The sequence below is a fragment of the Geodermatophilus sp. SYSU D00779 genome, from assembly GCF_054050595.1.
The window spans coordinates 86,292-104,268 of record NZ_JBJGZQ010000020.1; the positions used below are offsets into that span (position 1 = coordinate 86,292).

Annotated in this window: 16 protein-coding genes; 9 read left to right on the forward strand and 7 right to left on the reverse strand. The window is 76.2% G+C overall.

Features of this window, described 5'->3' with window-relative positions:
• Window positions 1-89 precede the first annotated feature (89 nt).
• On the forward strand, window positions 90-902 hold the full coding sequence (locus ACI79G_RS16705) for a formate/nitrite transporter family protein (RefSeq protein ID WP_456882237.1): 813 nt from the start codon (window positions 90-92) through the stop codon (window positions 900-902).
• 345 nt (window positions 903-1,247) lie between these two features.
• On the opposite strand, the gene ACI79G_RS16710 is transcribed toward ACI79G_RS16705, so the two are convergent.
• Window positions 1,248-1,796, reverse strand: a complete 549-nt coding sequence (locus ACI79G_RS16710; RefSeq protein WP_456882238.1) for a DUF1990 family protein — start codon at window positions 1,794-1,796, stop codon at window positions 1,248-1,250.
• 65 nt (window positions 1,797-1,861) lie between these two features.
• On the opposite strand from ACI79G_RS16710, the gene ACI79G_RS16715 reads away from it, so the two are divergent.
• The 6 genes from ACI79G_RS16715 (at window position 1,862) to ACI79G_RS16740 (ending at window position 12,201) form a co-directional block, all read left to right on the forward strand.
• Window positions 1,862-2,764, forward strand: a complete 903-nt coding sequence (locus tag ACI79G_RS16715; RefSeq protein ID WP_456882239.1) for a HipA family kinase — start codon at window positions 1,862-1,864, stop codon at window positions 2,762-2,764.
• A complete protein-coding gene (locus ACI79G_RS16720; protein ID WP_456882240.1) occupies window positions 2,761-3,156 on the forward strand; it encodes a DUF3037 domain-containing protein in 396 nt (131 codons plus the stop codon). Before ACI79G_RS16715 ends, ACI79G_RS16720 begins: the two co-directional genes overlap by 4 nt.
• Before the next feature lie 130 nt (window positions 3,157-3,286).
• Window positions 3,287-5,521 carry a PhoX family protein gene (locus ACI79G_RS16725; RefSeq protein ID WP_456882241.1) on the forward strand — a complete coding sequence of 745 codons (2,235 nt, stop codon included), beginning with the start codon at window positions 3,287-3,289 and terminating at the stop codon, window positions 5,519-5,521.
• A gap of 154 nt (window positions 5,522-5,675) precedes the next feature.
• A complete protein-coding gene (locus ACI79G_RS16730) occupies window positions 5,676-8,576 on the forward strand; it encodes an ATP-binding protein (protein WP_456882242.1) in 2,901 nt (966 codons plus the stop codon).
• 68 nt (window positions 8,577-8,644) lie between these two features.
• Window positions 8,645-11,152 (forward strand): PEP/pyruvate-binding domain-containing protein, encoded by a 2,508-nt coding sequence (locus tag ACI79G_RS16735; protein ID WP_456882243.1) that lies wholly within the window; start codon window positions 8,645-8,647, stop codon window positions 11,150-11,152.
• Window positions 11,149-12,201: a methyltransferase gene (locus tag ACI79G_RS16740; protein ID WP_456882244.1), complete on the forward strand. Its 1,053-nt coding sequence runs from the start codon at window positions 11,149-11,151 to the stop codon at window positions 12,199-12,201. Before ACI79G_RS16735 ends, ACI79G_RS16740 begins: the two co-directional genes overlap by 4 nt.
• Here the strand turns inward: ACI79G_RS16740 and ACI79G_RS16745 are convergent.
• The 6 genes from ACI79G_RS16745 to ACI79G_RS16770 all read right to left on the reverse strand — a co-directional run bounded on the left by ACI79G_RS16745 (window position 12,146) and on the right by ACI79G_RS16770 (window position 16,643).
• Window positions 12,146-12,448, reverse strand: coding sequence for a 4a-hydroxytetrahydrobiopterin dehydratase (locus ACI79G_RS16745; protein ID WP_456882245.1), 303 nt, complete (start codon window positions 12,446-12,448; stop codon window positions 12,146-12,148). The two genes, ACI79G_RS16740 and ACI79G_RS16745, sit on opposite strands and share 56 nt — an antisense overlap.
• 73 nt (window positions 12,449-12,521) lie before the next feature.
• Entirely contained in the window at window positions 12,522-13,232 is a 711-nt protein-coding gene (locus ACI79G_RS16750; RefSeq protein ID WP_456882246.1) for a phosphoadenylyl-sulfate reductase, read from the reverse strand.
• Entirely contained in the window at window positions 13,229-13,405 is a 177-nt protein-coding gene (locus tag ACI79G_RS16755; RefSeq protein ID WP_175479449.1) for a hypothetical protein, read from the reverse strand. The genes ACI79G_RS16750 and ACI79G_RS16755 overlap by 4 nt, the downstream gene beginning before the upstream one ends.
• The gene (locus ACI79G_RS16760) at window positions 13,402-15,072 is read right to left on the reverse strand and encodes a nitrite/sulfite reductase (RefSeq protein ID WP_456882247.1); all 1,671 of its coding nucleotides are present in this window, start codon (window positions 15,070-15,072) and stop codon (window positions 13,402-13,404) included. Before ACI79G_RS16760 ends, ACI79G_RS16755 begins: the two co-directional genes overlap by 4 nt.
• A gap of 229 nt (window positions 15,073-15,301) precedes the next feature.
• A complete protein-coding gene (gene cysC, locus ACI79G_RS16765; RefSeq protein WP_456882248.1) occupies window positions 15,302-15,853 on the reverse strand; it encodes an adenylyl-sulfate kinase in 552 nt (183 codons plus the stop codon).
• Window positions 15,854-16,157: 304 nt separating this feature from the next.
• The gene (locus tag ACI79G_RS16770) at window positions 16,158-16,643 is read right to left on the reverse strand and encodes an RrF2 family transcriptional regulator (protein WP_456882249.1); all 486 of its coding nucleotides are present in this window, start codon (window positions 16,641-16,643) and stop codon (window positions 16,158-16,160) included.
• Window positions 16,644-16,678: 35 nt separating this feature from the next.
• Here ACI79G_RS16770 and ACI79G_RS16775 point away from each other — a divergent pair, with 35 nt between their 5' ends.
• Window positions 16,679-17,455, forward strand: coding sequence for an NUDIX domain-containing protein (locus ACI79G_RS16775; RefSeq protein WP_456882250.1), 777 nt, complete (start codon window positions 16,679-16,681; stop codon window positions 17,453-17,455).
• A partial coding sequence (locus ACI79G_RS16780) for a VOC family protein (protein WP_456882251.1) occupies window positions 17,452-17,977 on the forward strand: 526 nt, incomplete at its 3' end. The genes ACI79G_RS16775 and ACI79G_RS16780, both read left to right, overlap by 4 nt.

Sequence of the window (17,977 nt, forward strand, 5' to 3'; positions counted from 1 at the left end):
CGCGGGCGGCCCGGGTAGCCCTCGTCCGGTCGCGCCTCCGCCTCGGACCCAGGGGAGTCGGCGGGCCGCCGCCCGAGAGGAGACCCGCCGTGGCGCGGACCGCACGCGAGGAGCTGGGCGAGACCGACGCCCCGGTCGAGGACCAGGTGGTGCAGGCCTTCGACCGGATCGTCGACGAGGGGGCGCAGCGGCTGCACCGCAGCTGGCGGGAGGTGCTCACCACCGGTCTGGCCGGCGGGCTCGAGGTGGCCACCGGCGTGGTGGCGCTGCTGGCCACCTACGCCGCGACCGGCAGCCACCTGCTGGCCGGGCTGGCGTTCAGCATCGGCTTCATCGCCCTGATGCTGGCCAAGAGCGAGCTGTTCACCGAGGGCTTCCTCGTGCCGGTGACCGCGGTGGTCGCCGGCCGGGCGAGCGCCGGACAGCTGGTCAAGCTGTGGGCCGGGACGCTGGTCGCCAACCTCGTCGGTGGCTGGCTGGTCATGTGGCTGGTGGTGCACGGCCTCCCGGAGCTCGGCGCCACCGCGGTCGAGTCGGGCCGGACCTTCGTCGAGGCGCCGCTGGACCTCGAGGCGGTCTCGCTGGCGCTGCTCGCCGGTGCCTTCATCACGCTGATGACCCGCATGCAGCACGGCGCGGACTCCGAGGCGGGCAAGCTCGCCGCGTCGGTGGCCGGGGCGTTCCTGCTCGCCGGCCTGGTGCTGTTCCACTCGATCCTGGACTCGCTGATCCTCTTCGGGGCGATCCACCACGGCGCCCCCTACGGCTACGGCGACTGGCTGGCCTGGTTCTGGTACACGACGCTGCTCAACGTCGTCGGCGGGCTGGTCGTCGTCACGTTCCTGCGGCTGGTGCGCAGCAAGGAGCTCATCGAGCGCGAGCGGTCCGCCGCCGGCAGCTGAGGACGCCGTCCCACCGAGCCTCCCGCACGGGAGGCTCGGTGCAGCCAGGTGACCGGCGCCGCCCTGGTCACCGTGCTCGCCGTCGGACGTCCAGCGGGGTCCGACGGCGGCCGCGCGGGAGGCGCGGAACACCTCCGGCGGCTCGGGTGAGGACCACATCTGGTCGGTGAGCAGGACCGCGCTGGTCCCGGTCACCGGATCGGTCCACCAGGAGCTGCCCAGGCCGCGCCCGGCACCGCCCCGGCGGCCACCGCACCGGCCACCGCCGCCTCGACGTCCTCTGCCAGTCCCACGTCGCCTCCCCGGTGCCCGTCCCTGGTCGTCCGACCGGGGAGGGGCCGCGACTCATCGCCCGGCGGCCGCCCGGCGGACCGCGGTCAGGTACCGCTGGGTGGCCAGCCGCTGGACCAGCGTGCTGACCGGCCCGCCGAGGCGGGCCAGCGGTGAGGCCAACCGGGCGAACACGCGCAGCGTGAAGACGACGTCCCCGCCGGGCTCGAGCCGCACGAGGAACGCCTCCTCGCCGCTCTCCGGGTGGCCGGGCAGCGTGCCGTAGGCGAACCCGCGCTCGTCGCCGGTCGTCCGGGCCCACACCACGCGGCAGGGGATGTCGTAGCCCAGCCGCGGCAGCCCCGCCGTGAGGACGACGACGGTGCCCGGCTCGCCCGCCGGCCCGGTGGCCCGCACCCTGAGGCCGACGCCGCGCTGCATCCGCCAGTCGAACACCGCCGCCGCGGCCCGCTCGAAGGCCGCCGTCCCCGAGCCGACGACGACCGAGCGCTCGACGGTGTCGTAGCCGGCCGGCAGCGCCGGCTCCCGCGTCGCGCCCACCTCCGGGTAGGTGAACGGGACGTCGGTCAGGTCGGCGGGGTCGGTCGCACGGAGGAGGCCCACGTCCGCAGTGTCCCCGGCGACACCGGGGATCCGGCGGTCCGCCCGCCGGTAGGGTCGCGGCCACTGTGCTGCCCGCCGTCACCGCCACCCGCTACGTCACCCCGCTGCGCGAGGGTGGCTCGCTGCCGGGGCTCATGGAGGCCGACGACCTGGGCACCTACGTCGTGAAGTGGCGGGCCGCCGGGCAGGGCGTGAAGGTGCTCGTCGCCGAGGTCGTCTGCGGCGAGCTGGCCAGGGCGCTGTCGCTGCCGGTGCCGGCGCTGGTCACCGTCGACGTCGCCCCGGAGCTCGCCGTGGGGGAGCCCGACGTCGAGGTCCAGGAGCTGCTGCAGCGCTCGGCCGGGGTCAACCTGGGGCTGGACTACCTGCCCGGGGCGCTGGACTTCGAGGCCGGCGTCGGGTCGGTCGAGTCCGAGCTGGCCGGCCGGGTGCTGTGGTTCGACGCGCTCGTCGGCAACGTCGACCGCTCCTGGCGCAACCCCAACATGCTGTTCTGGCACGGCCGGCTGCAGCTGATCGACCACGGGGCCGCGCTGACGTTCCACCACAACTGGCCCGGCGCGGCCGCCGCGGTGTCCCGCCCCTACGACGCCGCGCAGCACGCGCTGGTCGAGTGCACCCCCGACGTCCGCGCCGCCGACGCCGCGCTGGGCCCGCGGGTCACCCGGCCGCTGCTGGAGCAGGTGCTCCGCCAGGTGCCCGACGACTGGCTGGAGGAGGCGGTGCACGGGTGGCCCCGGCCAGGGCACCGCCCCGAGCCCGCGACGGGTGGGGAGGCCGGGGTCCTCTCGGAGGTCCGCGCCCGCTACGTCGACCAGCTGCTGGCCCGGCTGGCCGCTCGCGACGCCTGGCTGCCGCCGCTGCTCGCCACCGCGGCCGCGGGCGGGTCGCGCCGCAGGGCACCGCGGGGGGAGAACCGGCCGTCGTGGCTGGGCCCGCCACCGCCGGAGGGGATGAGCCAGCGGTGAGCCGCGAGACCTTCGAGTACGCCGTCCTCCGGGTGGTGCCGCGGGTGGAACGCGGGGAGTCGCTGAACGCCGGCGTCCTCGTCTACTGCCGGCAGCGCGACTACCTCGGCTCCCGGGTGCACCTGGACACCGACCGGCTGCACGCCCTGGACCCCACGGCCGACGCTCAGGCGATCCTCCGCGCGCTGCAGGCCGCCGCCGACGTCTGCGCCGCCGACCCCGCCTCGGGTGCCGCCGGGCGGGAGGCGCTGGGCTCGCGCTTCCGCTGGCTGACCGCGCCGCGCAGCACCGTCGTCCAGGCCGGGCCGGTGCACACGGGGCTGACCGAGGACCCGGACGCCGAGGCCGACCGGCTGCTGGAGCTGCTCGTGCTGCCCGTCACCGGGTCCTGACCACCCGTAGCCCGGGCGGGTGAACGGCAGGTGACGGGCGGCTTCACGAGACCCACGCCCGCGCGTCATGCGGGCGTCGGTGCGCCCGATTAGCGTCCGGGCACCGACGTCTCCCACAGCCGAGGACCCGATGACGGACATCTCCGACTCCCGCCGCCGCCTCTTCCTGCCCCTGCTGAACTCGGTCCGTCACGGCAGCCGCAGCCACACGACCTGCTACTACAAGTGCGGCAACGCCTGCGACGCGGCCGTGCCGAACCGGACGGACAACCCCACGTTCGAGTCCGTCGTCCAGACGGCCCTCAGCCGGCGCGCCCTGCTCAAGGCGGCCGGCGCCGGGGCCCTCGTGGTGGCCGCGGGCCCGCTGTTCCCGGAGCCGGCGGTGGCCGCGCCGGGACGCCGGGGGGCGACCGGGGACGGTGCCCTCACCTTCGAGCCGGTCGAGCAGAACTTCCTCGACGAGCTCGTCGTCCCGGCCGGGTACAGCTCCGCCGTCGTGATGCGCTGGGGAGACCCGGTGGAGGAGGGGGCGCCGGAGTTCGACGTCGACGCCCAGACCGCCGAGGCGCAGGCCAAGCAGTTCGGCTACAACTGCGACTTCATCGGGTTCCTGCCGATCGGGCGCGGGCGCGCGCTGCTGGTCGTCAACCACGAGTACACCAACGAGCAGCTCATGTTCCCGGGCGTCGCCGAGGAGGAGGCGCCCACCACCGACGAGGAGAAGCGCGTCGCGATGATGGCCCACGGCATCTCCGTGGTGCAGGTCCAGCGGCAGGGCGACTCGGGTGTGTGGCTGCCGACCCCCGAGCGCGACCGCAACCGGCGGATCACCGCCTCGACGCCCTTCCGGGTCACCGGGCCCGCCGCGGGGTCGGAGTACCTGCGGACGACGGCCGACCCCGAGGGCCGCACCGTCCTGGGCACGCTCAACAACTGCGCCGGCGGCATCACCCCCTGGGGCACGACGCTGCACGGCGAGGAGAACTTCAACCAGTACTTCGGGACGTCCGCGCCGATCACCGAGGACCCGCGGGAGCCCCGCCTGGGCCGGTACAGCGTCAGCGCCGAGGACTCCGCCGGTCGCCGGTGGGAGGCCGTCGACCCGCGGTTCGACCTGGCGCAGGAGCCCAACGAGGTCAACCGCTTCGGCTGGGTCGTCGAGGTCGACCCCCACGACCCCACCTCGACCCCGCGCAAGCACACCTCGCTGGGGCGCTTCAAGCACGAGACCGCCAACGTCCGCATCGCCGAGGACGGCCGGGTCGTCGCCTACTCCGGGGACGACGAGCGGTTCGACTACATCTACAAGTTCGTGTCGAGGAAGCGGTACCGGGAGGGCGACGACCGCGCGACGCGGGCGCACAACATGACGCTGCTCGAGGAGGGCGACCTCTACGTCGCCCACTTCAGCGGCGACTCGCCGGCCGCGGAGATCGACGGCAGCGGCGCCCTGCCCAGCGACGGCGAGTTCGACGGCACCGGCCGGTGGGTCCCGCTGGTGCAGGACGGCCGCTCGATGATCCCGGGCAAGGACGTCGCCTGGGTGCTGACCTTCACCCGGCTGGCGGCCGACCGCCTCGGCAAGCAGCTCGACGCCGACGGGGACTTCCCCGACCCGGCCAACCCGGTGGTGGTCGACCCCGAGCTGGTGGCCACGAGGATGGACCGGCCGGAGGACATCCAGGTCAACCCGGTCAACGGGCGGGTGTACGCGGCCCTGACGAACAACTCGAACCGGACCGGACAGGACGGCCGGCCCGGGGCGGACGAGGCCAACCCGGTGAGCCGGTCGTTCGCCTTCGACCCCGAGGACGGCCGCTACGAGGAGCGTCCCGGCAACCGCAACGGCCACGTCATCGAGTGGGAGGAGACCGGCTCGATCGCCGGGGACACCTTCACCTGGCGGGTGTTCATCCTGGCCGGCAACCCGGAGGACCCCGGGACCTACTTCGCCGGCTACGACAAGTCCCAGGTCAGTGCCATGTCCTGTCCGGACAACCTGGAGTTCGACCCGGCCGGCAACCTGTGGATCTCCACCGACGGCACCGTGCTGTCGACCCGCAACCAGGAGGCGGGCACCATCGGGGGCACCAACGACGGGCTCTTCGCCGTCCCGACCGAGGGAGCGGAGCGCGGGCACCTCAAGGCGTTCCTCACCGTGCCGATCGGTGCCGAGTGCAGCGGCCCGATGATCCCCCGGGACGGACGGTCGGTGTTCGTGTCCGTCCAGCACCCGGGCGAGACCACCGGCTCGACGCGGGACACCCCCGCGAGCACCTGGCCCGACCGGCTGGGCGAGCGGCCGTTCCCGCGGCCCAGCGTGGTGGTGGTCGCCCGCGAGGACGGCGGCCGCGTCGGCAGCTGACGAAAGGACCACCCTGCCCCCGGCAGGGCGGCCGGCGGCGCCGGGCCCGTGCGGGTCCGGCACCGCCGCGCACGTCGGGCCCGCACGGGCTCCCGCCACCACCTCCCCGCGCCTAGGATCCGCTGCCTGGCGCGCGCCGAGGAGGTCGTCGCCCATGACGGGTGGCCCGTTCTCCGCCGACGTCCCCCTGGTCGGTCGCGACGACGAGATGCGCCGGGTGGACGCCGTCCTGACCCGGGTGCTGGGCGGGGACGCGCACGTCCTGGTGGTCTCCGGGCAGGCGGGGGTCGGCAAGACCCGCCTGGCCCGCGAGGCGCTCGCCCGGGCCCGGTCCCACGGCTTCCGCACGCTGACCGGCCTGGCCGGCCCACTCCAGCGGGACCTGTCCTACGCGCCGCTCGTCGAGGCGTTGCGCCCCCTGGTGCGTTCGGATCCCGCTCGGGGCGCACCCGTCCAGGACCCGTCCGACCTCGGCTGGCTGTTCGGGGACGTGTCCCGGCCCCCGACCCCGGCGCTGGGCGACCCGGGTCTGGAGCGGACCCGGCTGTTCGAGGCGGTGTGCCGGCTGCTCGAGCGCACCGCCGCACGACAGCCGGTGGCACTGCTCGTCGACGACGTCCACTGGGCCGACCGCGGCTCGCTGGCCCTGCTGCACCACCTCGCCCGCGGCCTGGCCGGGCGGCGGTTCCTGCTGCTGCTCACCCACCGCCCCGGTGCGGCCGGGTCGGCACTCACCGAGCTGATCACCGGGCTGCAGCGCGCGGGCACGGTCACCGAGCTGGGCCTCGGCGGCCTGTCCGCGCCCGACGTCGAGCGGTTGGCGCACGCCCTACTGGCTGACGAGCCCCCGCCGGCCCTCACCGAGGTGCTGGCCGCACGTGCCGGCGGCGTGCCGCTGTTCGTCGCCGCCCTCGTCGGCTTCCTGCAGGACAGCGGCGCGCTGACCAGTCGCGACGGACGGTGGGTGCTCGCGGCGCAGCTCCCGGAGGCCGTGCCGGCCGTGGTCGGCGAGCTGCTCCGGGACCAGGTGGAGCGGCTGCCCGCCGAGGCCCGTGTCGTGCTCGACCTGCTGGCCGTGTGCGGCGGTCAGGCGCCCCACCCGCTGCTGGAGACCCTGACGCCCGCCGACCCGCTGATGGCCGGGCTGGCGGTCCTGCGCGGAGCCGGAGTGCTCGCCGAGGAGGTGGTCGGCGCGGAGGTGCGCTACCGCATCGTCCACCCGTTGCTCGCGGAGGTCGCCTACGACCTGATCCCGCTGGTCACCCGCCGGAGGCGGCACGCGGAGGTCGCCCGAGCCGTGGAGGCGCGGCTGCCGGGCCGGTGGGGGCTGCTGGCCCCGCACGTGCGGCGCGCCGGCGAGGAGTTCGACCCCGGGCACGCCCTGGACCTGCTGGTGACCGCCACGGACGACGCCCTGTCCCGGCAGGCGGGGGACGAGGCGCTCGCCGACGCCCGTGCGGCCCGGGACCTGGCGACCCGCCTCGGTCGGCACGACCTCCTGCCCGGCCTGGCCGACCGGCTCGCCGAGGCCTGCGAGCGGGCCGGCCAGCGGGAGGAGGCGGTCACGGCCTGGCTCGACGCCGCGTGCGGGCGACCGGCAGGCGGCGAGCGGGCCGACCGGCTGCACCGCGCCGCCGTCCTGGAGCTGCAGGCGGGGCGGGGGCAGGAGTGCCTGCGCTGGCTGGCGGCCGCCGGGGCCGAGCTGGCCGCGGTCGCCCCCTCGCCCGTGCACGTCTCGGTGGCGTGGTCGCGGCTGCAGGTCGCCGCCCGGTCCCAGGGGCCCGCCGAGGCGGCGGCGGCCATCGCCGACCTGGACCGGCTGGCCGACCGGCTCGGCTCCCCACGGGCACGGGCCGCCGCCCTCTACGGGCGCTGCCACGCCGCCTTCACGGAGGGCCGTTACGAGGAGGCCCGCGCGCACCTGCGCGCGCTGCTCGACGCCGCGGCGGAGCTGGACGACCCGCTGCTGGGCGAGCGCGCCCGGCGCCCCGGCTTCGTCCTCGAGCTGGCCCGGGGAGACCTGGACGCCGCACGGGCCCTGTCCGAGGAGGGCCTGCGCCTGGCCCGGCGGATCGGGGTACCTGCCCTGGAGCTGGCCCACCGGGTCGACCTGGGCACGGCCGACTTCTTCGCCGGCCACTGGGACGGGACGCTGGTCCGCTGCCGCGAGGTCCTCGACCTCGGCCAGCGGTTCGGGCTGCCGCGGGGGACGGCGGTCAGCATGGCGCTGCGCGGGCTGGTGGTGCTGCGCCGCGGGCTGCTGGAGGAGGCCCGGTCGTGCGCGGGCGCGGCACGGGCGGCGGCCGACGCCTCCTCGCTGCCCGACCGGCACGTGCTCGGCCCGGTCGAGGCGGCCGAGGCCGCCGTGGCGCTGGCCGAGGGCGACCCGGCGACCGCCGCAGCGACCGCGGCCCGCGCCGTGCGGCGGCGCACGACGCTGCCCGCGTTCACCCTGGCGCTGGCCGCCGACGCGCAGCTGGCCGCCGGGAACCGCGAGGGCGCGGCCGCGGCCGCGGCCGCCCTCGACGACCTCAGCCCCGGAGCGCCCTACCCCGCGGCCCTGGCCGCCGTCGTGCGCGGCCGGCTGGCGCGCGACCCCGACCGGCTCACCCGAGCCGCCGCAGACCTCGCGCGGCTCGGGTTCCGCTACGAGGCGGCGGTGGCCGACGTGGACGCCGCCGAGGTGACGGAGGCCCCGGCCGACGCGGACGGCCGGCTCCCTGCTGCCCTCCGCACGCTCGACCAGCTCGGCGCGCGCCCGCAGGCCGACCGCGCCCGGCGGTTGCTCCGCCGGCAGGGCCGGCGCGTGCCTGCTCCCGCGCGGGCACACCGCCGCAGCCCGCTGAGCCGCCGCGAGGAGGAGGTGGTCCGGCTGGTCGCCCGCGGCCTGTCCAACGCCGAGGTCGCCCAGCGGCTGTACCTGAGCCCCCGCACGGTCACCACGCACCTGCAGCACGTCTATGCGCGGCTGCAGCTGGGGTCCCGGGCGGCGCTGGTGCGCTACGTGCTCGAGGAACTGCCGCAGGACGCGTCCGGCGGGCCCGCGGATACGTAGGACGACGGATGCCGCGCGGGCTGCGTACCGGACGAGGGTCGGGAGCACCACGAACGGAGGCGTGCACCATGTCCGTCCAGCTGTCCGACCCGGCCACGGCCACCCCGGCCGTCGTCCCCCTCGACGCGGCCACCGACCCCGCCCGCTCCGGCCACAAGGCCGCCAACCTCGCCGTCCTGCTCCGGGCCGGCCTCCCCGTTCCCGACGGCGTCGTCGTGACCGCCCGCGCGCCCGTGCCGGACGCCACCGGCGCGGACGTCCCCGACGACCTGTTCGCGGCCCTGCTCGCCGCGGTCCGCGACTGGGGGGACGTGCCGCTCGCGGTCCGCTCGTCGGGCACCGCGGAGGACTCGCCGCAGTCCTCGTTCGCCGGCCTGTACACGACCGTGCTGGACGTGCGCGGACCGGCCGCGCTGCGCGACGCGGTGGCCCGCTGCTGGGCCTCGGCCGCGGCGTCGCGGGTGACCGCCTACGCCGGACCCGGCGCGGTCCCGGCCATCGCGGTGCTGGTCCAGCCGATGGTCCCGGCGGCTGCCGCCGGCGTCGCCTTCACCGCCGACCCGGTGACCGGGGACCGCGGCGTCGTCGTCCTCGACGCCGCCCCCGGCGTGGGGGAGCGGCTGGTGTACGGGGCGGTGACCCCGGAGCGCTGGGAGGTGCGCGGCGAGCCCCGGCGGCGTTCCGCGGACGACGACGCGGTGATCGAGGCCGCCACCGCCGCGGCCGTGGCCGACCTCGCCCGCCGTGCCGAGCAGGTGCTGGGCCGGCCGCAGGACGTCGAGTGGGCGGTGACCGCCGACGGCGAGGTCCTCGTCCTGCAGTCCCGTCCCGTCACCACCCTCACCGGCCGCACCACCAGGCCGGTGCCCGTCCCGGTCGAGCCCCCGGAGGGGTCCTGGACGCGGGAGTACAGCCACGCGCCGCTGCCCTGGACGCCGTTCACCCGCGTGGTGTTCGAGCCCCGCAACCGCGCGCTCGAGCAGATGTGCACCGAGCTCGGGCTGCTGTTCCAGCGGATCGACTTCCGCGACATCGGTGGGTGGGAGTACCTGCGGATCGTCCCGCTCGGCGGCAAGGAGCCCCCATCCCTGCCCGCCTGGGCCGTGCCCCTGGCGGTGCGGCTGGTGCCCGCCCTGCGGCGGCGGATCCGCAGCGGCGTCGCGGCCGTGCGCGACGACGTCCCCGGCCGGCTGCTGGAGCAGTGGGAGGCGGAATGGCGGCCCGGTCTCGACGCCCGCATCGCCGCGCTGCGCGACGTCGACCTCGCGGCCCTGGACGACGCCGGGCTGCTGGCCTCCGCGCGAGCCGCGCTCGAGCTCACCGACAGCGGGCAGACGGCCCACTTCCGGCTGCACGGCGCGATCGCCATGGTGCTCGGCGAGCTGGCCGCCGTCAGCCGCGAGCTCCTCGGCTGGGACGAGGCGCGCGTGTTCGACCTGCTCGCCGGCACCTCGCGGACGTCGACCGCCCCGGCGCGGGCGCTGGCCGCCGTCGCCGACCTGGTCCGGGAGCGGCCCGCGGTGCGCCGGCTGGTCGAGGACGGCGCACCCGTCGAGGAGGTCCTGGCCGCCGATCCCGCGGTGGGGGAGGCGTTCGGCCGCTACCTGCACGAGTACGGCTGCCGGGTGCTGCGCTACGAGATCGCCGAGCCGGCCCTGGAGGAGCAGCCCGGCCTGGTCCTGGCGCTGCTGCGCGACCAGCTGGCCACCGGCTTCGACCCCGACGCGGCCGAGGCGGACCTGCGTGCCCGGCGGCAGGCCACCCGCGCGGCCGCGGAAGCGGTGCTGGCCGGACGCGGTGCGGCCGACCGCGAGCGGTTCACCCGCGCGCTCGAGCGCGCGCTGCGGGCCTACCCGGTCCGCGAGGACAACGAGGTGTCGACGATCAGCGCCCCCTTCGCGCTGCTCCGCCGGGCGGCGCGGGAGATCGGGCGGCGGCTGGCCGACCGCGGCCTGCTGGCCGACGCCGACGACGCCTTCCTGCTCGAGCCCGAGGAGCTGCTGGCCGCCCTGCGGGACGGCGCGGACCGCCGGGAGCTGGCCGACCGCCGGGCGGGGGAACGGGCGTGGGTGCTCGCCCACCCGGGCCCGGCCGGCTACGGGCCGCCCCCGGCGCCGCCCCCGCCGCTGACCGCGCTGCCGACCGAGGCCCGGCTGTCCAACGGGGCCTTCCTGTGGGCGGTGGAGCAGATACTCGGCCCGGAGGCCGCTCCGGGCAGCGCGTCGCCGGGCGGACGGACGGCGGCCGCCGACGGCGTCCTGCTCACCGGCATCCCGGCGTCCGCGGGCTCCTACACCGGCCCGGTCCGGGTGGTCCGCTCCGAGGCGGAGTTCTCCCGGGTGCGGCCCGGCGACGTGCTGGTCTGCCCGGTCACCTCACCGGTCTGGTCGGTGCTCTTCCCCAGCATCGGCGCGCTGGTGACCGACGCCGGCGGGGCGCTGTCCCACCCGGCGATCATCGCTCGCGAGTACGGCCTGCCGGCCGTCGTCGCCACCGTCGAGGGGACCACGCGGTTGCACGACGACCAACTCGTCACCGTCGACGGCACCACCGGACTCGTGCGGGCCGTCCGGTGACCGCCGCACCCACCGCCGCGTCCCTGGCTGCGCCTCCCGCCGACCGGGTCGTCGAGCTGGGGCACGTGGTCGAGGCGGCGGCCGCACTCCGGACGGCCGGCCGGCTCGGGGTCCTCGAGCAGCTCGGTCAGGGACCGGCGACGGCCGACGAGGTGGCGGTCCGGTGCGGGACGGCGTCCGGCACCACCGAGCTCCTGCTGGAGTCGCTGGAGGCGCTCGGCGTCCTCCGGCGGGACGGCGACCGGTACGCGGTCACGACCACGACGCGCTGGCTGGCCACGCTGCAGGCCGGCTGGTCCAGGCTGGAGGAGGTCGTCCGCACCGGCCGGCCGATCGTCGCCGCGGACACCCCCGCCGGGGCGGCGGAGCTCTACCCCGAGGTCGTGCCGTTCCTCTCCCGGCTGTTCGCGCCCGCGGCCCGCCGGGCGGCCGAGCGACTCGCGCCGGTGCGCGGCGAGGTGCTCGACGTCGGTGCGGGCGCAGCCCCGTGGAGCCTCGCGCTGGCTGCCGCCGACGCGACGGCCCGCGTCACCGCGCTGGACCTGCCCGACGTGCTGCCGGTGACCCGGCGGGCGGTGTCGCAGGCCGGCATGGACGACCGGTTCCGGCTGGTGGCGGGCGACGTCCTCACCGCCGACCTCCCGGAGGAGGCCTACGACCTGGTGCTGCTGGCCAACGTCTGCCACCTCTTCGACGCCGACACCAACCGGGCGCTGCTGCGCCGCCTGCGGCGGGTGCTCCGGCCCGGCGGGACGCTGGCCGTCGTCGACGCGCTGCCCTCGGAGGACCCCGACGAGCGCCGGCTGCTCGCGCTGTACGCGCTGGGGCTGCGGCTGCGCACGGCGGACGGTGCGGTGCACCCCACGGCGTCCTACTCGGCGTGGGCGGAGGAGGCGGGCCTCGGCCCGGTCGACGCGGTGCCGCTCTCCCGGACCCCGCCGCTGGCCCTGCTCACCTGCACCGCGCCGGCCGCGGCAGGCAGGGCCGACGCGGTCAGCCGGGGAACAGCTCGTCGACCCGGCGGGCCAGCTGGACGTCCAGCTCGGTGACCCCGCCCGCGGAGTGGGTGACCAGCGTCAGGTGCAGGGTGCGCCAGCGCAGGTCGACGTCGGGGTGGTGGTCCATCTGCTCGGCGACGAACGCGATGCGCACGAGCGCGGCGACGGCGTCCGGGAAGCCGGGCAACCGCACGCTGCGGCGGATGCCGTCGGCGTCCCCCGACCACAGCGGCAGCCCGGACAGAGCGGAGCTCAGCTCGTCGGGGGACAGGCGGGGCGGTCGGGGCACGGAGCCCATCCTGCCGCCGGGGAACGGCCTCGTTCCAGGGGCCCGCGGCGCGCGGAGCGTGTCGTGGGTGGGACGAGGTCCTTCAGAGGTGCAGCCCGCACTCGGTCTTGCCGCGGCCGGCCCACCGGCCGGCGCGCGGGTCCTCGCCCGGGGCCACCGGGCGGGTGCACGGGGCGCAGCCGATCGAGGCGTAGCCGATCTCCTGCAGCGGGTTGACCGGGACCTGGTGCTCGGCGACGTAGGCGTCGACGTGCTCTTGCGTCCAGGCGGCCAGCGGGTTGACCTTGACCATGCCGCGCTTGGCGTCCCAGTCGACGACCTTCGTGTCCGCGCGGGTGGGCGACTCGTCGCGGCGCACGCCCGAGCCCCACGCCGCGTACCCGGCGAGGGCCTTGGCCAGCGGCTGCACCTTGCGCAGCGAGCAGCACAGGTCGGGGTCGCGGTCGTGCAGTTCCGGGCCGTACTCGGCGTCCTGCTCGGCGACGGTCTGCTCGGGCAGCACGTTGACCAGCGTGATCGGCATGACCCCGCTGACCCAGTCGCGGGTGCCGATGGTCTCCGCGAAGTGGTAGCCGGTGTCGAGGAACACCACGTTGACGCCGGGGACCGCCCGCGACGCCAGGTGCGAGAGCAGCCCGTCGGCCATGGAGGAGGTGACCGCGAAGTCGTCCCCGAAGGTCTCCCCGGCCCAGCGCAGGACGGCCAGCGCCTGCTCGACGGGGTCGGCGATCCCCTCGAAGCGGGCGTCGGCCTCCGCGGCGAGCTCGGGTGTGGGTCGGACGGCGGTCGTCATGGCTGGTGAACTCCTGTCCCGGTGAGCCGGACGGTGAAGGTCCGCAGGCACGCGGCGCAGTGCCACTCGCTCCCGTCCCCGTGCGGGGTCAGCTCCTCGTCCCCGCAGTACGGGCAGAAGAACACGGGCAGCTGCCGGGATCTTCCACCCGTGTCCGCGGACTCCTCGCTCACAGCAGCCAGGACTCCTCGGCCCGCGCCACGTAGGCGGCGAACCGCTCGCCGGGCTCCCGGCGCTCGAGGTAGCCGCGCAGCACCCGCTCGCAGTAGTCGGCGGTCTCGGCCTTGGTCACCTTGTGGCCGCGGAACTTGCGGCCGAAGGCGGCCTCGGTGCCGAGGTGGCCGCCCAGGTGCACCTGGAAGCCCTCGACCATCTCACCGCTGTCGTCGCGCACCATCGAGCCCTTGAAGCCGATGTCGGCGGTCTGGAACCGGGCGCAGCTGTTCGGGCAGCCGTTGACGTTGATGCCGATCGGCTCGTCGAAGTCCGGCAGCCGCTTCTCCAGCTCGGCGTAGAGGTCCTGGGCGTGCTGCTTGGTCTCGACGATCGCGAGCTTGCAGAACTCCAGGCCCGTGCAGGCCATCGTGCCGCGGCGGAACGCGCTCGGGCGGACCAGCAGGTCGTGCTCGGCGAGCGCGGCGACGAGGTCCTCGACCCGCTCGTCGGGGACGTCGAGGATGACCATCTTCTGCTGGGTCGTCGTCCGGGTGCGGCCCTGCCCGTACTCGTCGGCGAGGTCGGCGATCCGGGTGAGCAGGCTGCCGCTGATCCGGCCGGTGCGCAGCGCGAAGCCGACGGCGTTGGTGCCGTCCTTCTGCCGGGCGACGCCGACGTGGTCCCGGGACTCGTGCTTGGGCGGCGCCGCGGCCGGCCCGTCGGGGAGCTCCTCGTGCAGGTACTCGTCCTGCAGCACCTGGCGGAACTTCTCCGGGCCCCAGTCGGCCATGAGGAACTTGATGCGGGCGCGGTTGCGCTGCCGGCGGTAGCCGTAGTCGCGGAAGATCGAGGTGCAGGCCGCCCAGACGTCGGTCACCTGGTCGGGCCGGACGAAGACGCCGATCCGCTTGGCGAACATCGGGTTGGTCGACAGGCCGCCGCCGACCCACAGGTCGTAGCCGGCCTCGCCGTCGGCGTTGCGCACGCCGACGAAGGAGACGTCGTCGATCTCCGGCTCGGTGCAGTGGTCGACGCAGCCGGACATCGACGTCTTCCACTTGCGCGGCAGGTTGCTGAACTCGGGGCTGCCGACGTACCTGGCCACCGTCTGCGCCATGACGTCGGAGGCGTCGAGGACCTCGTCCTCGAGGACGCCGGCCAGCGGGCAGTTGAGCATGCCGCGGGGGGTGTCGCCGCAGGCCTCGGTCGTGGTGAGGCCGACCTCCTCGAGCCGCCGCCAGATCTCGGGGACGTCCTCGATGCGGATCCAGTGGTACTGGATGTTCTGCCGGTCGGTGATGTCGGCGACGTCGCGACCGAACTCGGTGCTGATGCCGCCGATGGTCCGCAGCTGCGCGCTGGTCAGCGCCCCGCCGTCGGTCCGCACCCGCATCATGAAGTAGGAGTCCTCGAGCTCCTCGGGCTCCAGCACGGCGGTCTTCCCGCCGGGGATGCCCTGGGCCCGCTGGGTGTAGAGCCCCATCCACCGCATGCGGCCGCGCAGGTCGCTCGGGTCGATGCCCCCGAAGCCGGTGTGCGCGTAGATGTCGAGGATGCGCTGGCGGACCTCGAGCCCGTCGGAGTCCTTCTTCATCCGCTCGTTGGGGTTGAGCGGCTCCCGGTAGCCCAGCGCCCACTGGCCCTGGCCACGCTGGGGCCTGTTGCTGGTGCGGGGGGTCGTCACGATGGCACTTCCTTCTGCGCCGACCGTCACGGCGCCGGGACCGGACGGGGTGGGCGCTGCCGGATCGGGAGGCGCAGCGGGTGCTGCGGGGGACCGAGGTCAGCGCGCGGGGCGACAGACCGCGCTGCTGACCAGCGCGAGGTCGATGTGACGGCGCGCGACGAGGAGCAGGGCGCGCACGGTCACGCCCTCCATGGTCCCACACACGGCGGGACCCGCGGGGTGTGACTCAGGAGACAGGGGTGGTGGCGCTGTCCATGGCCCTGCGGATGCGCGCGACGGACTCGGTCAGCGGGGTGACCGAGGTGTCGACGACGACCTCGGCGCGCGCCGGCGGCTCGTACGGGTCGTCGATGCCGGTGAACCCGGTGATCTGCCCGGCGCGGGCCCGCGCGTACAGGCCCTTGACGTCGCGACCCTCGCAGACCTCCAGCGGCGTGGACAGGTGCACCAGCACGAACCGGCCGTGCTTCTCGACCAGCGCGCGGGCCTCCTCGCGCGCGGTCTCGTAGGGCGCGATCGCCGCCACGACCACCGTGCCGCCGTGCTTGACGACCTCGCCGGCGACGAAGCCGATCCGGCGGATGTTGAGGTCGCGGTCCTCGCGGGAGAAGGAGAGCTCGCTGGACAGGTGCGTGCGGACGACGTCGCCGTCGAGCACCGTCACCGGCCGGCCCTCGGCCTCCAGGTCGGCGACCAGTGCGTCGGCGATCGTGGACTTGCCGGCGCCGGAGAGGCCGGTGAGGAACACGGTGACGCCCGGGCGCGGCTGTGCTGGCATGCCGCCAGTCTCGCCCAGCGCCTCGCGGCCCCGCCGCCCCGCCCCCGGCTGGCTGCGGACCTTCGTCGTCTCACCGGTCGTGCTCGACCCGCTCGCCGCCCTCCTGCCGGCCGGGCGCCGGCGCAGCGGCCTCGCCCGGGCGGTCGCGGTGCTGGTGTCGGACGCCGTGGCCGACGGGTGGGCGAACGACGCGCTGGACCGGCGGACGGGCTCACGGCCGGGCGCGGGGCCACGGGCTGGTGACGCTCCTGGCGGTCGGTTCGCTCGTGGCCACGCCGGGTCCGTGGCGCGCGACCTCGCCTGTCTACCGGCGCTCGGCGGAGTTGGCGGCGTCCCCGAACGACCGCCACGCCTCCTCCAGCGCCACGAGGTCGGCGACCTCCGGCGGGAGCGAACCCGCGACCACGTCGGCGAGGGTGACCCGCTCGAGCACCCGCCGGTAGGCCTCACGCGCGGCCACCCACACCGAGGCCAGCGGGACGGCGGTGCCCGAGTACTCGACGTCCTCCGGACGCTGGCCGTGCACCTCGGCGAGGAAGCCCTGCTCCACCCGCATCACGCGGGCGATGGAGACCTCCGAGGGCGGCAGGGCCAGGCGGTAGCCGCCCTCGCGGCCGCGCTGGCTGGTGACCAGCCGGGCGTGCTGGAGGTCGCCGAGGATCGACTGGAGGAACCGGGAGGGGATGCCCTGGGCCGCGGCGATGCGGTCGCAGGTCAGGGCTCCGGGTGCCGCCGCGGCCAACTCCACGGCGGCCCGGACGGCGTAGTCGACCCGGGCGGTGATGCGCACGGCGGCCAGTCTGCCCTGTCTGGGAGGGTGACACCGTGTTCCAGCTGCGTTTCACCACCTTGGTGGAGGCGCCGCTGACCGTGGCGTTCGACGTCGCGCGCGCCCTCGGGCGCCCCTGGCCGGTGCCGCTGGAGGAGGTCGTGTCGGTCCGTCCGACCCGCGACGTGTACGCCGTGGGACCCGGCCGCGGCTGGCGCTGGCTCACCCACTCCCGCCGGTTCACCGCCACCGGCGCCGGCACCCTGGTCGAGGAGCGGGTCGACTGGGCCACCGCGCTGCCGCGTCCACTCGGGCGGGTGGTGGACCCGCTGCTGCGGCGGCGGGTGCTCCGCGCGATGCGGGCCCACCTCGACGGCTACGCCGCCGCGGCGGCCCGGCGGGCACTCGACGTCGTCCAGGTGGTCGGCGCCGCGCTGGTGGACGGCGACCGGGTGCTCGTGGCCCAGCGGTCGGGCGGGCCCTACGACGGCTTCTGGGAGTTCCCCGGCGGCAAGGTCGAGCCGGGGGAGGAGGAGCTCACCGCGCTGGTCCGCGAGATCGGCGAGGAGCTCGGCGTGGCCGTCGTCCCCCAGGCGTTCCTCGGCGAGGTGGTGCTCGACGGCGTGGTCGCCGGCGGCCTGCCCGGCGCGTCGACGCTGCGGGTGTGGTGGGGCCGGGTGCAGCCCGGCAGCGAGGTGACCGCGCACGAGCACAGCGAGCTGCGCTGGCTGGCCGCCGACGAGCTCGAGTCGCTGGACTGGATCCCCGCCGACCGGCCGCTGCTGCCCGCCGTCCGCGCGCTGCTGGCCCTGCTCCGGGGGGACCGGCCGTGACCGGGCGCGGGACGCTGCACCACGTCGAGCTGTGGGTCGCCGACCTCGCCGCTGCGGAGGCGTCGCTGGGCTGGCTGCTCGAGGAGCTGGGGTGGGCGCCGGAGCGGTCGTGGCCGCGGGGGCGGTCCTGGCGGCTGGGGGAGACCTACGTCGTCCTGGAGAGCGGGCCCGACGTCGTCGAGGGGGTGCACGAGCGCCGTCGGCCGGGGCTGAACCACCTGGCCTTCCGCCTGCCGACCGGCGCCGAGGTGGATGCGCTCGCCGCCGCGGCCCGACGGCGGGGCTGGTCACTGCTGTTCGCCGACCGGCACCCGCACGCCGGCGGCCCGGAGCACTACGCGGCCTACCTGGAGGACGCCGCCGGGTTCGAGGTGGAGCTGGTCGCCGGGAGCTGGGAACCAGGGCAGGGGGGGGGGGGGGGGGGGGGGGGGGGGGGGGGGGGGGGGGGGGGGGGGGGGGGGGGGGGGGGGGGGGGGGGGGGGGGGGGGGGGGGGGGGGGGGGGGGGGGGGGGGGGGCGGGGG

What these genes read in the sequence shown, in the direction of transcription:
- cysC (WP_456882248.1), bottom strand. Translation starts at nt 15,853, where the DNA reads ATGCCAGCACAGCCGCGCCCGGGCGTCACCGTGTTCCTCACCGGCCTC.
- ACI79G_RS16750 (WP_456882246.1), bottom strand. Translation starts at nt 13,232, where the DNA reads ATGACGACCGCCGTCCGACCCACACCCGAGCTCGCCGCGGAGGCCGAC.
- ACI79G_RS16725 (WP_456882241.1), top strand. Translation starts at nt 3,287, where the DNA reads ATGACGGACATCTCCGACTCCCGCCGCCGCCTCTTCCTGCCCCTGCTG.
- ACI79G_RS16745 (WP_456882245.1), bottom strand. Translation starts at nt 12,448, where the DNA reads ATGGGCTCCGTGCCCCGACCGCCCCGCCTGTCCCCCGACGAGCTGAGC.
- ACI79G_RS16730 (WP_456882242.1), top strand. Translation starts at nt 5,676, where the DNA reads ATGACGGGTGGCCCGTTCTCCGCCGACGTCCCCCTGGTCGGTCGCGAC.
- ACI79G_RS16735 (WP_456882243.1), top strand. Translation starts at nt 8,645, where the DNA reads ATGTCCGTCCAGCTGTCCGACCCGGCCACGGCCACCCCGGCCGTCGTC.